Source organism: Streptomyces sp. NPDC031100 (genome assembly GCF_055570785.1).
Window position 1 is genome coordinate 119,003 of sequence record NZ_JBVIGN010000008.1, and the last position, 18,417, is coordinate 137,419.

Annotated in this window: 19 protein-coding genes and 1 tRNA gene; 15 read left to right on the forward strand and 5 right to left on the reverse strand. The window is 70.9% G+C overall.

Translation table 11 applies throughout. The features are described 5' to 3' along the window. Positions 1-98: 98 nt before the first annotated feature. The gene (locus ACZ5DS_RS23105) at positions 99-782 is read right to left on the reverse strand and encodes a copper chaperone PCu(A)C (protein WP_468241580.1); all 684 of its coding nucleotides are present in this window, start codon (positions 780-782) and stop codon (positions 99-101) included. A gap of 637 nt (positions 783-1,419) precedes the next feature. Between ACZ5DS_RS23105 and ACZ5DS_RS23110 the strand changes: the two genes are divergently transcribed. The 7 genes from ACZ5DS_RS23110 to ACZ5DS_RS23140 all read left to right on the forward strand — a co-directional run bounded on the left by ACZ5DS_RS23110 (position 1,420) and on the right by ACZ5DS_RS23140 (position 8,161). Continuing rightward, on the forward strand, positions 1,420-1,902 hold the full coding sequence (locus ACZ5DS_RS23110) for a CarD family transcriptional regulator (RefSeq protein ID WP_003953493.1): 483 nt from the start codon (positions 1,420-1,422) through the stop codon (positions 1,900-1,902). A 299-nt stretch (positions 1,903-2,201) separates the two neighbouring features. Continuing rightward, positions 2,202-2,954, forward strand: coding sequence for a 2-C-methyl-D-erythritol 4-phosphate cytidylyltransferase (gene ispD / locus ACZ5DS_RS23115; protein WP_468241582.1), 753 nt, complete (start codon positions 2,202-2,204; stop codon positions 2,952-2,954). Then, a complete protein-coding gene (gene ispF / locus ACZ5DS_RS23120) occupies positions 2,944-3,441 on the forward strand; it encodes a 2-C-methyl-D-erythritol 2,4-cyclodiphosphate synthase (protein WP_468241585.1) in 498 nt (165 codons plus the stop codon). Before ispD ends, ispF begins: the two co-directional genes overlap by 11 nt. Before the next feature lie 50 nt (positions 3,442-3,491). Next, a complete protein-coding gene (locus ACZ5DS_RS23125) occupies positions 3,492-3,896 on the forward strand; it encodes a PPOX class F420-dependent oxidoreductase (protein ID WP_468241587.1) in 405 nt (134 codons plus the stop codon). 45 nt (positions 3,897-3,941) lie between these two features. Next, positions 3,942-5,342 (forward strand): cysteine--tRNA ligase, encoded by a 1,401-nt coding sequence (cysS, locus tag ACZ5DS_RS23130; protein ID WP_468241589.1) that lies wholly within the window; start codon positions 3,942-3,944, stop codon positions 5,340-5,342. Between the two features lie 87 nt (positions 5,343-5,429). After that, a complete protein-coding gene (gene rlmB, locus ACZ5DS_RS23135; protein WP_468241592.1) occupies positions 5,430-6,371 on the forward strand; it encodes a 23S rRNA (guanosine(2251)-2'-O)-methyltransferase RlmB in 942 nt (313 codons plus the stop codon). Between the two features lie 128 nt (positions 6,372-6,499). Further along, positions 6,500-8,161, forward strand: coding sequence for a DoxX family membrane protein (locus ACZ5DS_RS23140; protein WP_468241594.1), 1,662 nt, complete (start codon positions 6,500-6,502; stop codon positions 8,159-8,161). A 69-nt stretch (positions 8,162-8,230) separates the two neighbouring features. Here ACZ5DS_RS23140 and ACZ5DS_RS23145 read toward each other — a convergent pair whose 3' ends face one another. The 3 genes from ACZ5DS_RS23145 to ACZ5DS_RS23155 all read right to left on the reverse strand — a co-directional run bounded on the left by ACZ5DS_RS23145 (position 8,231) and on the right by ACZ5DS_RS23155 (position 10,862). Continuing rightward, the gene (locus ACZ5DS_RS23145) at positions 8,231-8,962 is read right to left on the reverse strand and encodes a nucleotidyltransferase family protein (RefSeq protein ID WP_468241596.1); all 732 of its coding nucleotides are present in this window, start codon (positions 8,960-8,962) and stop codon (positions 8,231-8,233) included. Positions 8,963-9,047: 85 nt separating this feature from the next. Beyond that, on the reverse strand, positions 9,048-9,509 hold the full coding sequence (locus ACZ5DS_RS23150) for a hypothetical protein (RefSeq protein ID WP_468241598.1): 462 nt from the start codon (positions 9,507-9,509) through the stop codon (positions 9,048-9,050). 216 nt (positions 9,510-9,725) lie between these two features. After that, entirely contained in the window at positions 9,726-10,862 is a 1,137-nt protein-coding gene (locus tag ACZ5DS_RS23155) for an ABC transporter ATP-binding protein (protein WP_468241600.1), read from the reverse strand. A 204-nt stretch (positions 10,863-11,066) separates the two neighbouring features. On the opposite strand from ACZ5DS_RS23155, the gene ACZ5DS_RS23160 reads away from it, so the two are divergent. Continuing rightward, positions 11,067-11,140 (forward strand) — tRNA-Thr (locus tag ACZ5DS_RS23160). A 71-nt stretch (positions 11,141-11,211) separates the two neighbouring features. On the opposite strand, the gene ACZ5DS_RS23165 is transcribed toward ACZ5DS_RS23160, so the two are convergent. Beyond that, positions 11,212-12,897: an FAD-dependent oxidoreductase gene (locus ACZ5DS_RS23165; RefSeq protein ID WP_468241602.1), complete on the reverse strand. Its 1,686-nt coding sequence runs from the start codon at positions 12,895-12,897 to the stop codon at positions 11,212-11,214. A 198-nt stretch (positions 12,898-13,095) separates the two neighbouring features. Here ACZ5DS_RS23165 and ACZ5DS_RS23170 point away from each other — a divergent pair, with 198 nt between their 5' ends. The 7 genes from ACZ5DS_RS23170 to ACZ5DS_RS23200 all read left to right on the forward strand — a co-directional run bounded on the left by ACZ5DS_RS23170 (position 13,096) and on the right by ACZ5DS_RS23200 (position 18,335). Beyond that, positions 13,096-14,181 carry a SchA/CurD-like domain-containing protein gene (locus ACZ5DS_RS23170; protein WP_468241604.1) on the forward strand — a complete coding sequence of 362 codons (1,086 nt, stop codon included), beginning with the start codon at positions 13,096-13,098 and terminating at the stop codon, positions 14,179-14,181. 84 nt (positions 14,182-14,265) lie between these two features. Continuing rightward, positions 14,266-14,712: a cupin domain-containing protein gene (locus ACZ5DS_RS23175; RefSeq protein ID WP_468242165.1), complete on the forward strand. Its 447-nt coding sequence runs from the start codon at positions 14,266-14,268 to the stop codon at positions 14,710-14,712. Then, positions 14,709-15,989 (forward strand): beta-ketoacyl-[acyl-carrier-protein] synthase family protein, encoded by a 1,281-nt coding sequence (locus ACZ5DS_RS23180; RefSeq protein WP_468241607.1) that lies wholly within the window; start codon positions 14,709-14,711, stop codon positions 15,987-15,989. Before ACZ5DS_RS23175 ends, ACZ5DS_RS23180 begins: the two co-directional genes overlap by 4 nt. Next, positions 15,986-17,248, forward strand: coding sequence for a ketosynthase chain-length factor (locus ACZ5DS_RS23185; RefSeq protein ID WP_468241609.1), 1,263 nt, complete (start codon positions 15,986-15,988; stop codon positions 17,246-17,248). Before ACZ5DS_RS23180 ends, ACZ5DS_RS23185 begins: the two co-directional genes overlap by 4 nt. A gap of 4 nt (positions 17,249-17,252) precedes the next feature. Continuing rightward, on the forward strand, positions 17,253-17,510 hold the full coding sequence (locus ACZ5DS_RS23190; RefSeq protein WP_468241611.1) for an acyl carrier protein: 258 nt from the start codon (positions 17,253-17,255) through the stop codon (positions 17,508-17,510). A gap of 1 nt (position 17,511) precedes the next feature. Further along, positions 17,512-17,991 carry an SRPBCC family protein gene (locus tag ACZ5DS_RS23195; RefSeq protein WP_468241614.1) on the forward strand — a complete coding sequence of 160 codons (480 nt, stop codon included), beginning with the start codon at positions 17,512-17,514 and terminating at the stop codon, positions 17,989-17,991. A 20-nt stretch (positions 17,992-18,011) separates the two neighbouring features. Beyond that, entirely contained in the window at positions 18,012-18,335 is a 324-nt protein-coding gene (locus ACZ5DS_RS23200; protein WP_468241616.1) for a TcmI family type II polyketide cyclase, read from the forward strand. Positions 18,336-18,417 lie beyond the last annotated feature (82 nt).

Here is an 18,417-nt window from a genome sequence, read left to right on the forward strand (position 1 = left end):
CGAGCCGTAAGCCGAACCCGTAAGCCGTACGACGCACACGGCGCACAGACGAAGGGCGGCACCCCGAGCCGGGATGCCGCCCTCGTGTGTACGACTGCTCAGTGGCCCGCGGACGACTGCGACGCCGAGTCGCTCGGGGTGGCGCCGGTGGTCGCGGTGTCGGTGGCGGTGGCGGTCGCCGACGGGGAGGTCTTGCCGCCCTTGCCCGGCTTGTTGTTGCCGGACGCGGTGGCGCCCGGAGCCGCGGAGGTGGTGGCCGAGGGGGTCGGGATCTCGCTCGGGCCCCAGCCGGTGAAGTAGCTGGTGGCCGGGACCACGAAGGCGCGCAGGTCCACCGGGCCGGTCTGGCTGAAGGTGAAGGTGACCTTCTGGGCGTTGCCGTCCTGGACCGCCTCACGACCGCTGGCGATCACTGCGGAGGCGTTGTCCTTGCCGCCGAGGACCAGCGAGCCGTGCGCCGGGATGGTCAGGCTCTGACCCTTGGCCGGGGACAGCTTGACCGGCTGGCTGCTGCCGGCGACGGCGATCGACTGCAGGGTCTGCTCCGTCTTGCCCGTGTTGAAGACGGTCGCGGCGATGACGGCCGGACCGGACGCCTTCAGATCGGGCTGCGTGATGATCGAGACGTTCTGGACCTTGAGGTCGCCGACGCTGGTCGCCGCGTTGTCCGGCTTGATCTCCAGGGTCTGGGAGTTGTTGCCGGCGCCGCAGGCGGCGAGCGAGGCGATCGAGAAGACGATGGCGGAGGCGGCGAGGGCGCCGCGTCGAAGGCTGCTGCTCACGGCGGCGGCAACTCCTTGAACGCAGGGGCGGCTCCCTGTAAAGCCACCCTAAGTGTCTGTCAGCGGCCTTAGGTTACCGAGCCGTTCCTGCCCCTCCGCACCCGACCCTCCCCCAAGCACCTGGCTTCCCTCCGGGTGGGGGTACAGCCCCCCTCACAAGTGACCCGTGGGTCACTTTGACAAGGCACTCGTCCGCCATTCACATAACGCGTGCCGGACAGCGCAGTCCGCATCACCGCAACAGGGCCGGCAAATTTTCCGTGAAGGAATGCACGACCACCCCGGATATTGATCATCCACTGCTCATCCGGGCTCCTGTGATCAATTCCGGATTCGTCTCGCTCCGGGCTCCTGCCGCCGAACGGAGTAGCGGAAGTCGTACGCTTGGAAGCGGACAAATCGGGACTTTCATCCTCTTGGAAGCGGCTCCGTGCGTGTGTAACGTACGCGTTTCTCTTCGTTCGAAGAGCCGCTCCGACCTGCGCATACCTGGTTGCGCTCGGCCCGGCGGGCGCCCTCGCAGCACGTTCCTGTCGCTGTTGTCAAGCCCTGAGATATGCCCTGACCTGCGAAAACGCCATTCAGAAGACGCCGTATCCGTGTTACCCTGGATAGCCACGGAAGGGGTACCTGTCACATGACGTTCAAGGTTGGCGACACCGTGGTCTATCCCCATCACGGGGCCGCGCTGATCGAGGCCATCGAAACTCGCCAGATCAAAGGCGTGGACAAGACCTACTTGGTGCTGAAGGTCGCCCAGGGTGATCTGACGGTGCGTGTGCCGGCGGACAATGCTGAGTTCGTGGGCGTGCGTGATGTGGTCGGTCAGGACGGACTGGACCGGGTCTTCGAGGTGCTGCGCGCGCCGTATGCCGAAGAGCCCACGAACTGGTCGCGTCGCTACAAGGCAAACCTGGAGAAGCTCGCCTCCGGCGATGTCATCAAGGTCGCGGAAGTCGTGCGTGACCTGTGGCGTCGTGAGCGCGAGCGCGGACTGTCCGCCGGTGAGAAGCGCATGCTCGCCAAGGCCCGCCAGATCCTGGTGAGCGAGCTCGCTCTCGCGGAGAACACGAACGAGGACAAGGCCGAGGCCCTGCTCGACGAGGTGCTCGCCTCCTGACGCGCCGGTGGCCTGCGCTGCCCTCAGCACGTTCAGCACAGTGAAAATGCCGCGGTGCCCGATGACACTGAACCTGTCGCCGGGCGCTGCGGCATGTTCGTCCCCGGAAATAGTCCGGCCGGCATGAGGACGCCGTAACGCCTGCCGTTCACCTCGAAGGAAACCCCCCGATACTTGATGTGCCGGGCCCGGGCAGATGGCTCGACCAGGGTCACGGAAGGGTCCGGTCAAGGCGTCGCGCCCGGCACTCCTCCAGGCCATACCCACCTAGGTCGAGCACACAAACCTGACAGGAACCGATGTCTGACGATTCGCGCCCTTCGCCCGCGCAGATCCCCGTCGCCGCCGTGATTCCCGCCGCCGGCCGGGGCGTACGGCTCGGCCCGGGCGCCCCCAAGGCGCTCCGCGCGCTGAACGGCACGCCCATGCTGATCCATGCGGTCCGCGCCCTCGCCGCGTCCCGCCATGTCTCCCTGGTGATCGTGGTCGCCCCGCCCGACGGCGCGGCCGAGGTCAAGTCCCTGCTCGACGCGCACGCGCTGCCCGAGCGCACGGACTTCCTCGTCGTCCCCGGCGGGGACAGCCGCCAGGAGTCGGTGCGGCTCGGCCTGGACGCCCTGCCGCCCGAGTACGGCATCGTCCTCGTCCACGACGCAGCCCGCCCGCTCGTCCCCGTCGACACCGTCGACGCGGTCATCGAGGCCGTACGCGAGGGCGCCCCCGCCGTGGTCCCCGCGCTGCCGCTCGCCGACACCGTCAAGGAGGTCGAGCCCGCGGCCGTCCCGGGCGACCCCGAGCCGGTCGTGGCCACGCCCGTCCGGGCCCGGCTGCGTGCCGTGCAGACTCCGCAGGGCTTCGACCGCGCGACCCTGGTCCGCGCCCACGAGACCGTCACCGAGGACGTCACCGACGACGCGAGCATGGTCGAGCAGCTCGGCCTCGCTGTCGTCACCGTCCCCGGCCACGAGGAGGCCTTCAAGGTCACCCGGCCCCTCGACCTGGTCCTCGCCGAGGCGGTCCTGGCCCGCAGGAGGCTCAACGATGGCTTCTGACGCCCCCTTCCCGCTGCCCCGGGTCGGCATCGGCACCGACATCCACGCCTTCGAGGACGGCCGCGAGCTGTGGTGCGCCGGCCTGAAGTGGGAGGGCGAGGGGCCGGGCCTGGCCGGGCACTCCGACGCCGACGTGGTCGCGCACGCCGCCTGCAACGCGCTCTTCTCCGCCGCCGGGCTCGGCGACCTCGGGCAGCACTTCGGCACCGGGCGCCCCGAGTGGTCCGGCGCCTCCGGGGTGACCCTGCTCACCGAGGCCGCCCGGATCGTGCGCGAGGCCGGGTTCGTCATCGGCAACGTCGCCGTCCAGGTGGTCGGCCCCCGCCCGAAGATCGGCAAGCGTCGCGACGAGGCACAGAAGATCCTCTCGGAGGCGGCGGGCGCACCCGTGTCGGTGTCCGGCGCGACGACCGACGGCCTCGGCTTCCCCGGCCGCGAGGAGGGACTCATGGCGGTGGCCACGGCGCTCGTGGTGCGGGTGAGCTGAGGGCGTGCGAGGGTGCCTGCAGAGTCACCTGTGACCGAGGAGGTACCCCCATGCCCGCCGTCCTGACCGACCGGCTCAAGTCCCTGCTCGACGGTCCCGTCTTCATCGTGGTCGGCACGATCCAGCCCGACGGCAGCCCGCAGTTGTCCCCGGTGTGGGTGAAGCGGGACGGAGACCAGATCCTGTTCTCCACGACCGTCGACCGCCGCAAGAAGAAGAACATCGACCGCGACCCCCGGGTGAGCGTCGTCGTCCAGGACCCCCAGATGCCGTACGTCTACGGCGAGATCCGGGGCACCGCGGAGCTGAGCACGGAGGGCGCCGAGGGCCTGATCGACGAACTGTCGATGAAGTACACCGGCAAGAAGTACGCGGATTTCAACCCGGCCTCCGCCCAGGACGCCGACCGTGTGATCGTCAGGATCACGCCGGAGAAGGTCGTGGGAATGTTCTGAGGCAAGCGGCACGAGGCACCACTCCGCGCCCACTACCCTGGAGTGGTGACTATTCGCCTGTACGACACCGGTGCCCGGCAGATCCGTGACTTCACCCCGATCAAGCCGGGTTGTGTCTCGATCTACCTGTGTGGCGCCACCGTGCAGGCCGCACCCCACATCGGGCACGTCCGGTCCTACCTCAACTTCGACATCATGCGCCGCTGGTTCCAGTACCGCGGCTATGACGTGACGTTCGTCCGGAACGTCACGGACATCGACGACAAGATCATCGCCAAGGCCCATGAGCAGGGCCGCCCGTGGTGGTCGATCGGGTACGAGAACGAGCGTGCGTTCAACGAGGGCTACGACGCCCTCGGCTGCCTGCCGCCGACCTACGAACCGCGCGCCACCGGCCACATCACCGAGATGGTCGAGATGATGCAGGGCCTGATCGAGCGCGGGCACGCCTACGAGGCCGACGGCAACGTCTACTTCGACGTACGGTCCTTCCCGCAGTACCTGGAGCTGTCCCGGCAGGAGCTGGACAACCTGCTGCAGCCGTCCGGCGAGGGCGAGACCGGCAAGCGGGACCCGCGCGACTTCGCCATGTGGAAGTCCGCCAAGCCGGGGGAGCCGACCTGGCCGACCCCGTGGGGACCGGGCCGCCCGGGCTGGCACCTGGAGTGCTCGGCGATGGCGCACAAGTACCTCGGCACCGCCTTCGACATCCACGGCGGCGGCCTCGACCTGATCTTCCCGCACCACGAGAACGAGATCGCCCAGGCCAAGGCCTACGGCGACGACTTCGCCCAGTACTGGGCGCACAACGCCTGGGTGACCATGGCCGGCGACAAGATGTCCAAGTCGCTCGGCAACAGCGTCCTGGTCTCCGAGATGGTCAAGCAGTGGCGCCCCATCGTCCTGCGCTACTACCTCGGCAGCCCGCACTACCGCTCGATGATCGAGTACAGCGAGGAGTCGCTGCGCGAGGCCGAGTCCGCGTTCGCGCGGATCGAGGGCTTCGTGCAGCGGGTCACCGAGCTGGCCGGGAAGACCGTCGAGCCGTCCGCCGAGGTCCCGCCCGCGTTCGCCGAGGCGATGGACGACGACTTCGGCGTCCCGCAGGCACTGGCTGTCGTGCACACGGCCGTCCGGCAGGGCAACAGCGCGCTGGCCGCCGACGACAAGGAGGCCGCCGTCGCCCGGCTCGCCGAGGTGCGGGCCATGCTCGGCGTCCTCGGCCTCGATCCGCTCGACGAGCACTGGGCGGGGGAGTCCGACCGGGGCCAGGACCTGCACGGCGTGGTCGACAGCCTCGTACGGCTCGTCCTCGACCAGCGCGAGTCCGCCCGCGCCCGCAAGGACTGGGCCACCGCCGACGCCATCCGCGACCAGCTGGGCCAGGCCGGACTGGTCATCGAGGACAGCCCGCAGGGCCCGCGCTGGAGCCTCGGCCAGCGCTAGCCCGCTTGATCGACTGTGCCGCCCGGCCCTCCGGGCGGCACACTGCATAAGACGTACGTACGAAATCTCTCACGGAGCAGATAACTCATGGCCGCGAACAACCGTCGCATGTCCGGCAAGAAGGGCGCGCAGGTCGGCAGCGGCGGCCAGCGGCGCCGAGGCCTGGAGGGCAAGGGTCCGACCCCGCCCGCCGAGATGCGCAAGGGCCACGCCAAGCAGCGCGCCGCGGCCGCGAAGGTCCGCCGTGCGCAGGGTCGCCCGCAGCAGCGCCGGGGCGCCGGCAGGTCGACGTCCGAGATGGTCGTCGGCCGTAACCCGGTGGTCGAGGCGCTCCGCGAGGGCGTACCCGCCTCCACCCTCTACGTCCAGCAGTTCATCGACAACGACGAGCGCGTCCGCGAGGCCCTCCAGCTCGCCGCCGAGCGCGGTGGCATCAACCTGATGGAGGCCCCGCGCCCCGAGCTGGACCGCATGACGAACGGCCTCAACCACCAGGGCCTGGTCCTGCAGGTCCCGCCGTACGAGTACGCGCACCCCGAGGACCTCGCCGACGCGGCCTACGACGAGGGCGCCGACCCGCTGATCGTCGCGCTGGACGGCGTCACCGACCCGCGCAACCTCGGCGCCGTCGTCCGCTCCGTCTCCGCCTTCGGCGGCCACGGCGTGGTCGTCCCCGAGCGCCGCTCGGCCGGCATGACCGCCGGTGCCTGGAAGACCTCCGCCGGTACGGCCGCCCGCACGCCGGTCGCCCGCGCCACCAACCTCACCCGGGCCCTGGAGGCCTACAAGAAGGCCGGTATCGCGGTCGTCGGTCTGGCCGCCGACGGCGAGGTCGAACTCGGCGAGCTGGAGGCCCTCGGCGGCCCGGTCGTCATCGTGGTCGGCAGCGAGGGCAAGGGCCTGTCCCGCCTGGTCGGCGAGACCTGCGACTTCCGCGTGCGGATCCCGATGCCGGGTGGCGCGGAGTCCCTCAACGCCGGTGTGGCGGCGGGCATCGTGCTGTATGAGGCGGCGCGCAGGCGGAGCTGAACACGCGTCCGGAATCTCACCCGGCAGGGGTAATTTCGGCGCCCGTATGGCGTTCCGGGCCGCTTTGACGCGGTCCGGACACATCCGCCCGGTCAAAGCAGTGTCCTAACTCCACGTCACTCGGTTAGATGCGTGTGGACACCAGAACACCCCGCACACCCACGGGGGACCGCTCGTCGGGATACGACGACGCTCCCGCGCTGAGCATGGTGAAGGTGCCGAGCGATCCGGCGCAGGTCATCGTCAATCACGTCAGCTTCCGCGTGCAGCTGGGCGCGTCGGCGAAACGCAGTCGGTCCCCGCGGATCGCCCGGCACCTGAGCGCCACCCAGGACACCGCCCGCGTGCCGGTCGTGGGCACGGCGGCCCGGTCCGGCGCCGGCGCGGCCGGCCGCCGCCGCCCCGTCGTGTGGAGCGGCAAGTCCGCCCCCGACGACACCGGCGCCCACCGGCTGCTCCAGGCCGTGCGGGGCAGCAGCGTCCGCCACGCCGACGAGCCCGCCGAGGCCGGCGCCACCCAGGTCATCCCGCGTGTCGGGACCGGGTACGCCGACGTCTACGACGACCTCGACCAGACCGTCGAGACCCCTGTCGTCGGCCACCAGCGCACCTCCCCCGACGACGGCACCCGACTCCTGCCCCCCCTGCACAGACTGGGCAGCGCCTACGACGAACCGGCCTACGACGAACCCGACTACGACGACCCGGACTACGACGACGAGTTCGACGACTACGAGGAGTCCGCCGAGGCCGCGGGGGAACGCCCCGCCCAGCGCCACGGCGACGACCCGGCCCGGCACGCCTACTACCCCGGCCGCCGGATGAACCTCGGCGTGGTCCTGCTCCCCCTGCGCATCTTCCTCGGCTTCATCTCCATCTACGCCGGCATGGGCAAGCTGTGCGACCCCGTCTTCTTCGACGGCGGCAAGCGCGGCTCCATGGTCAAGTGGCTCAACACCCTGCACCCCTGGGAAGTCGCCGAGCCGCTGCGCCAGTTCGCCCTGCACCACCCGGTCGGCTCCGGCCTGGTGATCGCCTTCCTCCAGGTGGTCGTGGGCGTCCTGACCGTCCTCGGCTGCTGGCAGCGCGTGGCCGCCGTGGTCGGCGCCCTGCTCTCCGCCGCCCTGATCGTCACCGTCAGCTGGAAGACGGTCCCGGCCTACGACGCCCCCGACATCATCTACCTCGCCGCCTGGTCCCCGCTGATCATCGCCGGCGCCCCCGTCTACTCCGTCGACGGCCGCCTCGCCGGCAGTGCCTGGCGCCGGCTCGGGCCCCGCTCCGACATCTGGGAGCTGCGCCGCTACGTCCTGCGCCGCGGCGCCCTCGTCACAGCCGTCACGGTCGGCCTCACCCTGCTCGTCGGCTCCCTGCTGGGCGGCGCCGTGCGCGACTCCAGCCGCGTGGTCGTCCCCGGCCCCGGCGAGGCCCCCCGCAACAACCTGCCCGGTTCCTCGCTGCCCCAGGAGCCCGGCAAGCGGCACCGGACCACCCCGTCGGCCTCCAGCTCGCCCAGCGGGGGCGCCACGGCCGGCGCGAGCCCCTCCGGGGCGGCGGCGACCCCGGGCGCGCACCGCAGCGCCGGCGCCACCACCACGACACCCAGCCAGACCCAGGGCACCTCGGGCCAGGCCCCGCCCCACCAGTCCTCCCCCACGGGCGGCGCCCCGAGCACGACGGCGGGCCCGACCAGCACCGGCGGCACGTCGACGGGCGGCAGCCCGTCCTCGGGCGGCAACGGCAACTCGTCCTCCGGCGACCAGGGCCTGGTGGGCGGCCTGCTGGGCTAGCGGAATCAGGAACACAAAGGGCCCCGTACCTCCCGAGGTACGGGGCCTTTTCACGCACGGACGGAACTGTCAGCGACCCAGCGCCGCCAATTCCTTGGCCGCCTCGGTCAGATCCTTCGCCGTGTCGATAGCCCGCCAATAGGCACCCTGCGGAATGGGGAACCCCGCCAGCTTCCGCTCCCGGGCAAGCCGAGGAAACGTGGTCCGCTCATGATCCCCGCGCTCCGGCAGCAGCGCACGGAACTCGGGCGAGAACACATACACACCCGCGTTGATCTCGAACGTGGACGGCGGCGCCTCGATGAAGTCGGTGATGTGCCCGAAGCCGTCGGTCTTCACCGCACCCCAGGGAATCCGGGGCCGGGCCAACGCCAACGTCGCGACAGCATCCCGCTCGGTGTGGAAGTCGGCCATGTCCCGCAGGGAGAAGCGGGTCCAGATGTCGCCGTTGGTGGCGTACCAGGGCCGGTCGGGGTGGGGGAGATGCGCGGCGGCGTACTTGAGTCCGCCGCCGCGGCCGAGGGGCTCCGTCTCCACGACGGTGGTGACGGACAGCGGCAGGTCGGCCGAGTCCAGCCACTTCTGCAGGACCTCGGCGAGGTGGCCACAGGAGACCACCACGTCCGTCACGCCCTCTTCGGCGAGCCAGGCCAGCTGGTGGCCGATGATCGGAGTCCCCGTGCCGGGGATCTCGACCATCGGCTTGGGCCGGTCGTCGGTGTAGGGACGCAGCCGTGAGCCCTGGCCACCGGCCAGGACGACGGCTTGAGTGGGGCGCGACGCGGCGTTCGGATGGGTCATGCCCCGAACTGTACGTGGCGCCCCGGCCGGGATTCCGACCGCAACAAGCTCCTTAAGGAGCCGTTACCGACTTCCCAACTGCTGTTCAGCCCTGCGCGGCCAGGATGCCGCTGGCGAAGGAGGTGTCGCAGACCGGGCGGGCGTACGACTGTGCGCGCGAGGCGCCGTAGATGCGCACGGCGGCCCTGCCCAGGGAGCGGGCGATGGAGGAGCAGTGCTGCGCGAGCGAGGGGTGGCCGTTGACCGCCTGCTGGAGGTGGGTGAGGACGACGCCCGGGTCCTCGTGCTGCAGCTCGGTCATCAGCTTGTCGCGGAGCACGTCCTGCGGGGCGCTGGAGACCGCCTTGTCGGAGACCTCTCCCGAGGAGACGTCCGAGGCGGTGAGCAGCGGGCTGGACGGGCTGCCCGTCCAGTTGACCCGGGTGACCGCGAGGGTTCCCGAGAGCACCAGGACGACGGGCAGGACGAGGGCGAGAGTGCGGCCGATCCGGCGGGCAGGGCCGCCTCGGTGGCCGCGTCGCGTCTGAGGGTTGGTGGAGTGCTTCACGCGTGTGAGGGTAGCGCGCAGTAATGATTTGGCGACATTTGGTCACCCTTATGGGCGATGAAGATTCGCTTCTTTCTGGGTAGGGGGTTGACGCGCGGCGCCCGAAATGATCGCTCTGCCGGGATATCTCACGCAGCGAAAGGGGCCCCGCGGCGGTTCGCGGGGCCCCTTTCGTCAACCTCGGCGCAACTGCGCCGCTCAGGCGGGTCAGGCCGGTCAGTCGGAGAGGCGCTCGCCCGTGGAGGTCGAGAACACGTGGGTCTCGCCCGGACGCGGCACCACGTGCAGGGTGGAGCCCTTCTCCGGCACCTGGCGGCCGTTGACGCGGACGACCAGGTCCTTGAGCTCGCCGCCGACCTCGGCGGTGCCGTAGACGTAGCCGTCGGCGCCCAGCTCCTCGACGACGTTCACGGAGACGGCGAGACCGGCCGGGGCGTCCGCGCTGTCCTTGGCCAGGGAGGTGGCGGCACCCCCGCCCAGCTCGACCACGTCGAAGTGCTCGGGCCGGACACCGACCGTCACCGTGCGGTCACCCCGGTCGGCGGCGGCCGTCAGGGCGTCCCGGTTGACGGGGACGACGCTGTTGCCGAACTTCACGCCGCCGTCGGTGATCGGGACCTCGACCAGGTTCATGGCGGGGGAGCCGATGAAGCCGGCGACGAAGAGGTTCGCGGGCTTGTCGTACATGTTGCGCGGCGAGTCGACCTGCTGGAGGAGGCCGTCCTTGAGCACGGCGACCCGGTCGCCCATCGTCATGGCCTCGACCTGGTCGTGGGTGACGTAGACGGTGGTGATGCCCAGGCGGCGCTGGAGGGACGCGATCTGCGTACGGGTGGAGACGCGGAGCTTGGCGTCCAGGTTGGACAGCGGCTCGTCCATGAGGAAGACCTGGGGCTCGCGGACGATCGCGCGGCCCATGGCGACCCGCTGGCGCTGACCGCCGGAGAGCGCCTTCGGCTTGCGGTCCAGGTACTCGGTGAGGTCGAGGATCTTCGCGGCCTCCTCGACCTTCTGCCGGATCTCCGCCTTGTTGACGCCGGCGATCTTGAGGGCGAAGCCCATGTTGTCGGCGACCGTCATGTGCGGGTAGAGCGCGTAGTTCTGGAACACCATGGCGATGTCCCGGTCCTTGGGCGGCAGGTGGGTGACATCGCGGTCACCGATGCGGATGGCGCCGGCGTTGACGTCCTCCAGGCCCGCGAGCATCCGCAGGGAGGTGGACTTTCCGCAACCGGACGGGCCGACCAGGACGAGGAACTCGCCGTCCTCGATCGCGATGTCGAGCTGGTCGACGGCGGGTTTGGTGGAACCCGGGTAGATCCGGGTCGCCTTGTCGAACGTGACAGTGGCCATGGTGATGGGCCCCCTTCTACCGGCAGGAACGTGCCGGACGATCCGTTGTAGGAAGGTGGTTGTGTAGTCCACATGAGCGAACTGGTTCAGGACGGTACCTGCCGTTCACTCGTCTGTCAGTACTCGGGCGACTCTGAACTTCGCGGAAATTTTCGACAAGGGGCGCCGCGGACCTGGGTACACTGCACGGGCGCACATGCGCACGCCTCCTTAGCTCAGCTGGTCAGAGCGCCGCTCTTGTAAAGCGAAGGTCGTCGGTTCGAATCCGACAGGGGGCTCGGCAGGACGAGGGCCACCCGCACGCACAGTGCGGGTGGCCCTCTCCGTCTGTGCAGGTCAGGCGTGCAGGTCAGGCGGTGTGGAGCAGCGCCCTCAGCGCCTTGCGCAGGACGGTCTGCGGGTCGGGTACGGCGCCGGGGGCCCGCCAGGCCACGAAGCCGTCCGGGCGGACAAGGACCGCGCCGTCCGCGCTGGTGCCGTGGGCCCGTGCCCAGTCCGTGCTCTCGGCGTTCTCGGCGTTCCCGGGGTTCCCGGGGCTCCCGGCGTTTTCGGTGTCGTACGTCAGGTCCGCGTCGGCGCCCGGGCCGATGCGGTATGCGTCCAGGCGTACGCCGTCCGTGTCGGCGATGCTGCGGGCCGCCCCGTGCCAGCCCGCGTCGTCCGGGGCGTCGGTGAGCAGGACCAGCGAGCGCTCGTACAGGTCGAGGGTGGACAGGCGCTGTCCGGCGCGGCGCAGCCAGAGGTGGGGGGCGCGGGTGCCGGGCTGTCCGGTCAGGTCCAGGCCGTCGGGGACGACCGGCTGGTCCGGGTCGGTGCCGAGCGCGGCGCCCTGGGGGTAGCGGTAGCCGAGGACGACGTTGAGGACGCCGCCGCGCTTGCCGCCACCGACGCCGGGGGCGGGGGCGAAGCCGGGGTGGCTGTGTTCGACGGAGCGGGCGGAGGCGCGGGCGCTGGTGGCGCGGGCGACCGGGCGGCGCTCGGTGTCGTAGCTCGACAGCAGGCCGGGGCCCGCCCAGCCGTCGAGGACGGCGGCCAGCTTCCACGCCAGGTTGTGGGCGTCCTGGATGCCGGTGTTGGAGCCGAAGGCGCCGGTCGGGGACATCTCGTGCGCGGAGTCGCCGGCGAGGAAGACCCTGCCGGACGCGTACCGGTCGGCGACCCGTTCGGCCGCGCGCCAGGACGCCTTTCCGGTGATTTCCACGTCGAGGCCGGGTACGCCCACGGCCCGGCTGATGTGGCTGCGGAGGCGTTCCTGGGTGAACTCCTCCAGGGTTTCGCCGCGCTCGGGGTGCCAGGGGACGTGGAAGACCCAGCGTTCCTTGTTGTCGACGGGCAGCAGGGCGCCGTCGGCGTCCGGGTGGGTGAGGTAGCAGCAGATGAAGCGCCGGTCGCCGACCACTTCGGCCAGCCTCGTCGACCTGAACGTCACGCTGACGTTCGCGAAGAGGTCGCCGGGGCCCGTCTGGCCGATGCCGAGCGCGTGCCGGACGGGGCTGCGGGGGCCGTCGGCCGCGACCAGGTAGTCCGCGCGGACGGTGTACCGCTTCTCGGTGGCACGGTCCAGGACGGTCGCCGTCACTCCGTCGGCGTCCTGGTCGAAGGACTCCATCTGGTGGAAGTAGCGCAGGTCGCCGCCGAGTTCGCGGGCGCTGTCCACGAGGACGGGTTCGAGGTCGTTCTGGCTGCACAGGCACCAGCTGGTGGGGCTGAACCTCGCGAGTCCGCCGCCCGGGTCGATGTGCTTGAAGAGCCATTCGCCCGCATCACCCACAAGGGTGGGTGTCTGCAGGATGCCGTGGTTGTCCGCCAGGAGTGAGGCCGCCGCCTTGATGTCCGGCTCGATGCCGGCCACCCGGAACAGCTCCATCGTCCGCACGTTGTTGCCGCGTCCGCGCGGGTGGATCGAGGTCCCGGAGTGCCGCTCGACGAGCATGTGCCGCACACCGAGACGGCCCAGGAACACGGACATGGACAGGCCCACCAGAGAGCCGCCCACGATGAGGACGGGGACCCGGTGGTCGGCTTTTTGATGCATCGAAGCCTCCAGAGGCAGGGGTGAGCGTGTGGGGCGCCTGTGAGTTCTCTTGCCCGGTGGCGCCCGCTCCGCGTGCCCAATCACCCGCGTGGTTCATACGAGTCGCGGGCCCGTGGGGACCGGCACAGGATCAAGGAACGCTGCCGTCGCGTCCTGAGCGGCGGACGTCGCCTCTGCCCGCGAAGGAGATGTGTACAGGTGACCACGACGTCTGAACGTCTTTCAGAAACGCCGACCCGCGAGGTGTCGAAGCGTGTCTCCCAGTCCGTGTTCGACGGCTCCCGGCTTCGGGTCGTCCTCCTGGTCGACGTCTACGACGGTGCACAGCAGCAGTTCCTCGAGGCGTACGAGCAGCTGTGCAACCAGGTTGCGTCCGTGCCCGGGCATGTCAGCGATCAACTCTGCCAGTCCATCGAGAATCCATCCCAATGGCTCATCACGAGTGAGTGGGAGAGTGCCCCGCCGTTCCTCACCTGGGTGAACAGCGAGGAGCACGTGCAGATGGTGCAGCCGCTGCACAGCTGTGTCCGGGACACCCGGTCGCTGCGGTTCCACATCGTGCGCGAGACCGGCGGGGTGGCGCAGCACGCCGAGTCGGGAGAGCGCCGGCTGCAGGCCCACCCGCGGATCGGCGACGGGGTGATCCGGCACGCGCTGACCTTCACGGTCAAGCCCGGCAGCGAGGAGAAGGTCGCGAAGATCCTCGCGGACTACGCCTCGCCCGAGGCCCGGGTGGACGACAGCACACGGCTGTGCCGGACCTCGCTGTTCATGCACGGCAACCGGGTGGTGCGGGCCATCGAGGTGCGGGGCGACCTGCTCGCGGCTTTGCGGCACGTGGCCCGGCAGCCGGAGGTGCGGGCCGTGGAGGAGGCGATCAACCCGTATCTGGAACAGGACCGCGACCTCGACGACCCGGAGTCGGCCAGGGTCTTCTTCACCCGGGCGGCGCTGCCGGCCGTGCACCACGTCAGCGCGGACGACCAGCCGGAGGGGATGCGGCAGGCCCTGTACTACCCGGCCCGGCCCGGCCGCGGGATCCGGCTGGCCGAGCTGCTCGCCCGGGCCGACTCGGCGGCCGCTGACGATCCGGCGAGCCCGGTCCTGCGCAGCACGGTCTTCCAGCGTGACGACGTCGTCGTCCGGCTGGTCGACATGCGCGGCGACCGGGACGTCGAGGCGCTGCCGCGGGACTCCCGGGCGGCCGCCGAGGTGCGCGAGCTGCTCGACGCCGAGGCCGCCCGCATGGACCTGATCACCGACCGCCGTTCGCCGGACGCCTGATCCGACGTCCGGGTCTCCCACGCCAAGCGCCGACGCAGACATCCAACGGAGGAAACGTTGTCCATCAAACCCCGTCCGAAAATCGTGGACCTCAGTGAGGTCGAGCCCAACGTCCGGCGAGGTGGCGACCTGCGCGCCATGCTCACCCCGGCCACGGTCGGCTCCACCAGCGGCTTCATGGGCGTGGCCATCGTGCAGCCCGGTGACCGCATCGGCGAGCACTACCACCCGTACTCCGAGGAGTTCGTCTACGTCGTCTGCGGGCAGCTGGAGGTGGACCTGGACGGCGAGCCGCACTCGCTCAGGCCCGAGCAGGGTCTGATGATCCCGGCCTACATGCGGCACCGTTTCCGCAACGTCGGCAAGGTGGAGGCGCGCATCGTCTTCCACCTGGGGCCGCTGGCCCCGCGGCCGCAGCTGGGCCATGTCGACACCGAGGAGACGGAGGTCATCGGGGCCGCCGCAGTGGTCACCGAGCCCGTGCCGACGGGTGCCGCGCAGGCGGCCGACCGGGGTCGGGTTCGCTCATGACCCGGCGCGTGGCGGTCACTGGCATAGGCATCGTTGCTCCGGGCGGCATCGGCGTACCGGCATTCTGGGATCTTCTTGCCGACGGCCGGACCGCGACGCGGGGCATAACCTTCTTCGACCCCTCGGGGCTCAGGTCGCGGATCGCCGCCGAGTGCGACTTCGACCCGGCGGGCCACGGCCTGGACGCGGACCAGGTCGCCCGGGCGGACCGGTACATCCAGTTCGCCCTGGTCGCCGGGGCGGAGGCGGTCCGGGACTCGGGCCTCGACCTGGCCCGGGAGGATCCCTGGCGGATCGGGGTCTCGGTGGGCACCGCGGTCGGTGGCACCACCCGCCTGGAGCACGACTACGTCCTGGTCAGCCACCGCGGGCAGCGCTGGGACGTCGACCACCGCGAGGCGGAGCCGCATCTGCACCGGGCGTTCTCGCCCAGCACGGTCGCCTCCGCGGTGGCGGAACGTTTCGGCGCGCAGGGTCCGGTGCAGACCGTCTCCACCGGCTGCACCTCGGGCCTGGATGCGGTCGGGTACGCCTTCCACACGGTCGAGGAGGGCCGCGCCGACATCTGCATAGCCGGCGCGTCGGACTCGCCGATCTCCCCGATCACCATGGCGTGCTTCGACGCGATCAAGGCAACGTCCCCGAACAACGACGACCCCGCACACGCCTCCCGGCCCTTCGACAACAACCGTGACGGGTTCGTCATGGGCGAGGGCGGTGCGGTGCTCGTCCTGGAGGAGCTGGAGCACGCCCGGGCCCGCGGCGCGCACGTGTACTGCGAGCTCGGCGGCTACGCCACCTTCGGCAACGCCTACCACATGACCGGCCTGACCAGCGAAGGCCTGGAGATGGCCCGGGCGATCGACACCGCGCTCGACCACGCCCGGCTCGACCCCACGGCGATCGACTACGTCAACGCGCACGGCTCCGGCACCCGGCAGAACGACCGCCACGAGACGGCGGCCGTGAAGCGGGCGCTCGGCCACCACGCCTACGACACCCCCATGAGCTCCATCAAGTCGATGGTGGGGCACTCCCTCGGGGCGATCGGGGCGATCGAGGTGGTCGCCTGTGTGCTGGCGCTGGCCAAGCAGGTCATACCCCCGACCGCGAACTACGAGACCCCCGACCCCGAGTGCGACCTGGACTACGTCCCGCGCGTCGCCCGCGAACGGAAGCTGACCAGCGTCCTGTCCGTGGGCAGCGGGTTCGGGGGCTTCCAGTCCGCGGTGGTCCTGACCCGAACGAGGGACCGGACGAGGGAGAGGACACGATGAGCGAACCGCATGACCGACGCGCGGCCGTCACCGGCATCGGGGTGGTCGCGCCCAACGGCACCAGCACCGACACCTTCTGGAAGGCGACCCAGGAAGGCCTCAGCGTCCTCGACCGGGTCACCCGCGAGGGCTGTGAGCACCTTCCGCTGAAGGTGGCCGGCGAGGTCCGCGCCTTCGATCCGGCGGTGACGATCGAGGAGCGGTTCCTCGTCCAGACCGACCGGTTCACGCACTTCGCCATGGCCGCGGCCGACTTCGCGCTGGAGGACGCCCGGCTCGGGCAGGCCGACACCTCCGGGGAGCCCTACTCCATCGGCGTGGTCACCGCCGCCGGGTCCGGGGGCGGCGAGTTCGGCCAGCGCGAGCTGCAGCGGCTGTGGGGCAAGGGCAGCCGGTTCGTCGGCCCGTACCAGTCCATCGCCTGGTTCTACGCCGCGAGCACCGGCCAGATCTCCATCCGCCGCGGGTTCAAGGGGCCCTGCTCGGTGGTCGCCTCCGACGAGGCCGGCGGTCTGGATGCCCTCGCGCACGCGGCGCGGGCGGTGCGGCGCGGCACCGACGTGATCGTGGCCGGCTCCACCGAGGCGCCGCTGGCGCCGTACTCGGCGGTCTGCCAGCTCGGCTACCGGGAGCTGAGCACCGAGGCGGACCCGGCCCGCGCCTACCGGCCGTTCACGGAGGGCGCCTGCGGGTTCGTGCCGTCCGAGGGTGGCGCCATGCTCGTCGTCGAGGCGGAGGCGTCCGCCCGCGAGCGCGGCGCGGACGTCCGGGCCTTCGTCGCCGGCCATGGGGCCACCTTCACCGGCGCCTCCCGCTGGGCCGAGTCCAGGGAGGGCCTCGCCCACGCCGTCCGGCAGGCCCTGGACGAGGCCGGCTGCGCACCCGAGGAGATCGACGTCGTCTTCGCCGACGCCCTCGGGGTCCCGGAGGCGGACCGGGCCGAGGCGCTCGCGCTCGCCGACGCCCTCGGCGCGCACGGCAGCCGGGTGCCGGTCACGGCGCCGAAGACCGGTATCGGGCGGGGCTACTGCGCGGCGCCCGTGCTGGACACCGCCGCGGCCGTGCTCGCGATGGAGCACGGACTGGTCCCGCCGACCCCGAACGTCGTCGACGTCTGCCACGACCTCGACCTCGTGACCGGCCGCGCCCGCGTCGCCGAGCTGCGCACGGCGCTGGTGCTCAGCCGCGGACTCATGGGGTCGAACTCGGCGCTGGTGCTCCGGCACGGCGCCGACCACGCCCAGCAGTACAGGAGGTAATCGCATGACCGCACAGATCACCGTGGAAGAACTGGCCGCGCTGATGAAGAAGGCCGCCGGGGTCACCGTCCCCGCGGAATCGCTGCTGGAGCTGGGCGAGTCCGGCTTCGACGCCCTCGGTGTCGACTCGCTCGGCCTGCTCGGCATCGTCGGTGAGCTGGAGAACCGGCACGGCACCGCGATGCCGCCCGACGCGGAGCGCTGCAAGACGCCCCGGCAGTTCCTCGACCTCGTCAACAGCACCCTGATGGCAGGAGCCTGAGATGGCAGGACACACCAAGAACGAGATCACGATCGCCGCACCGCTGGACCTGGTCTGGGACATGACCAACGACCTGGAGCGCTGGCCCCAGCTGTTCAGCGAGTACGCGTCCGTCGAGATCCTCTCCCGGGAGGGGAAGAAGACGACGTTCCGGCTGACCATGCACCCGGACGACAACGGCACCGTCTGGAGCTGGGTCTCCGAGCGCGAGCCCGACCGCGACACCCTCACCGTGAAGGCCCGCCGCGTCGAGACCGGCCCCTTCGCCCACATGGACATCCACTGGCGGTACGAGGAGGTGCCCGCCGGCACCCGGATGGTGTGGACGCAGGACTTCGCGATGAAGCCGGAGGCCCCGGTCGACGACGAGTGGATGACCGACAACATCAACCGGAACTCCAAGATCCAGCTGGCCCTCATCCGGGACAAGATCGAGAAGGCCGCCACCGGACACCGGCCCGCACCGGCCCTGGCCGACTGAACCGACCAAGGAGCACGTCCATGCACCAGGCCCTGATCGTCGCCCGGATGGCCCCGGGCTCCGCCCCCGGCATCGCCAAGGTGTTCGAGGAGTCCGACCGCGGAGAGCTGCCCCACCTCGTCGGTGTCGTGCGGCGCAGCCTCTTCCAGTTCGGCGATGTGTACCTGCACCTCATCGAGTCCGAGCGCGAGCCGGGACCGGCCATCGCCAAGGTGACGAACCACCCCGAGTTCCGTGACGTCAGCGAGCGCCTGCAGGCGTACGTCAGCGCGTACGACCCGGAGACCTGGAGGTCCCCCAAGGACGCGATGGCACACCGCTTCTACGTCTGGGAGCGCGACTGAGCCGTACGGCCCTGCCGAACGGCCACCGGCCGCCGGACCCGCAGCGTCGCGGGTCCGGCGGCCGGTGTGGCGTGCCCGGGTG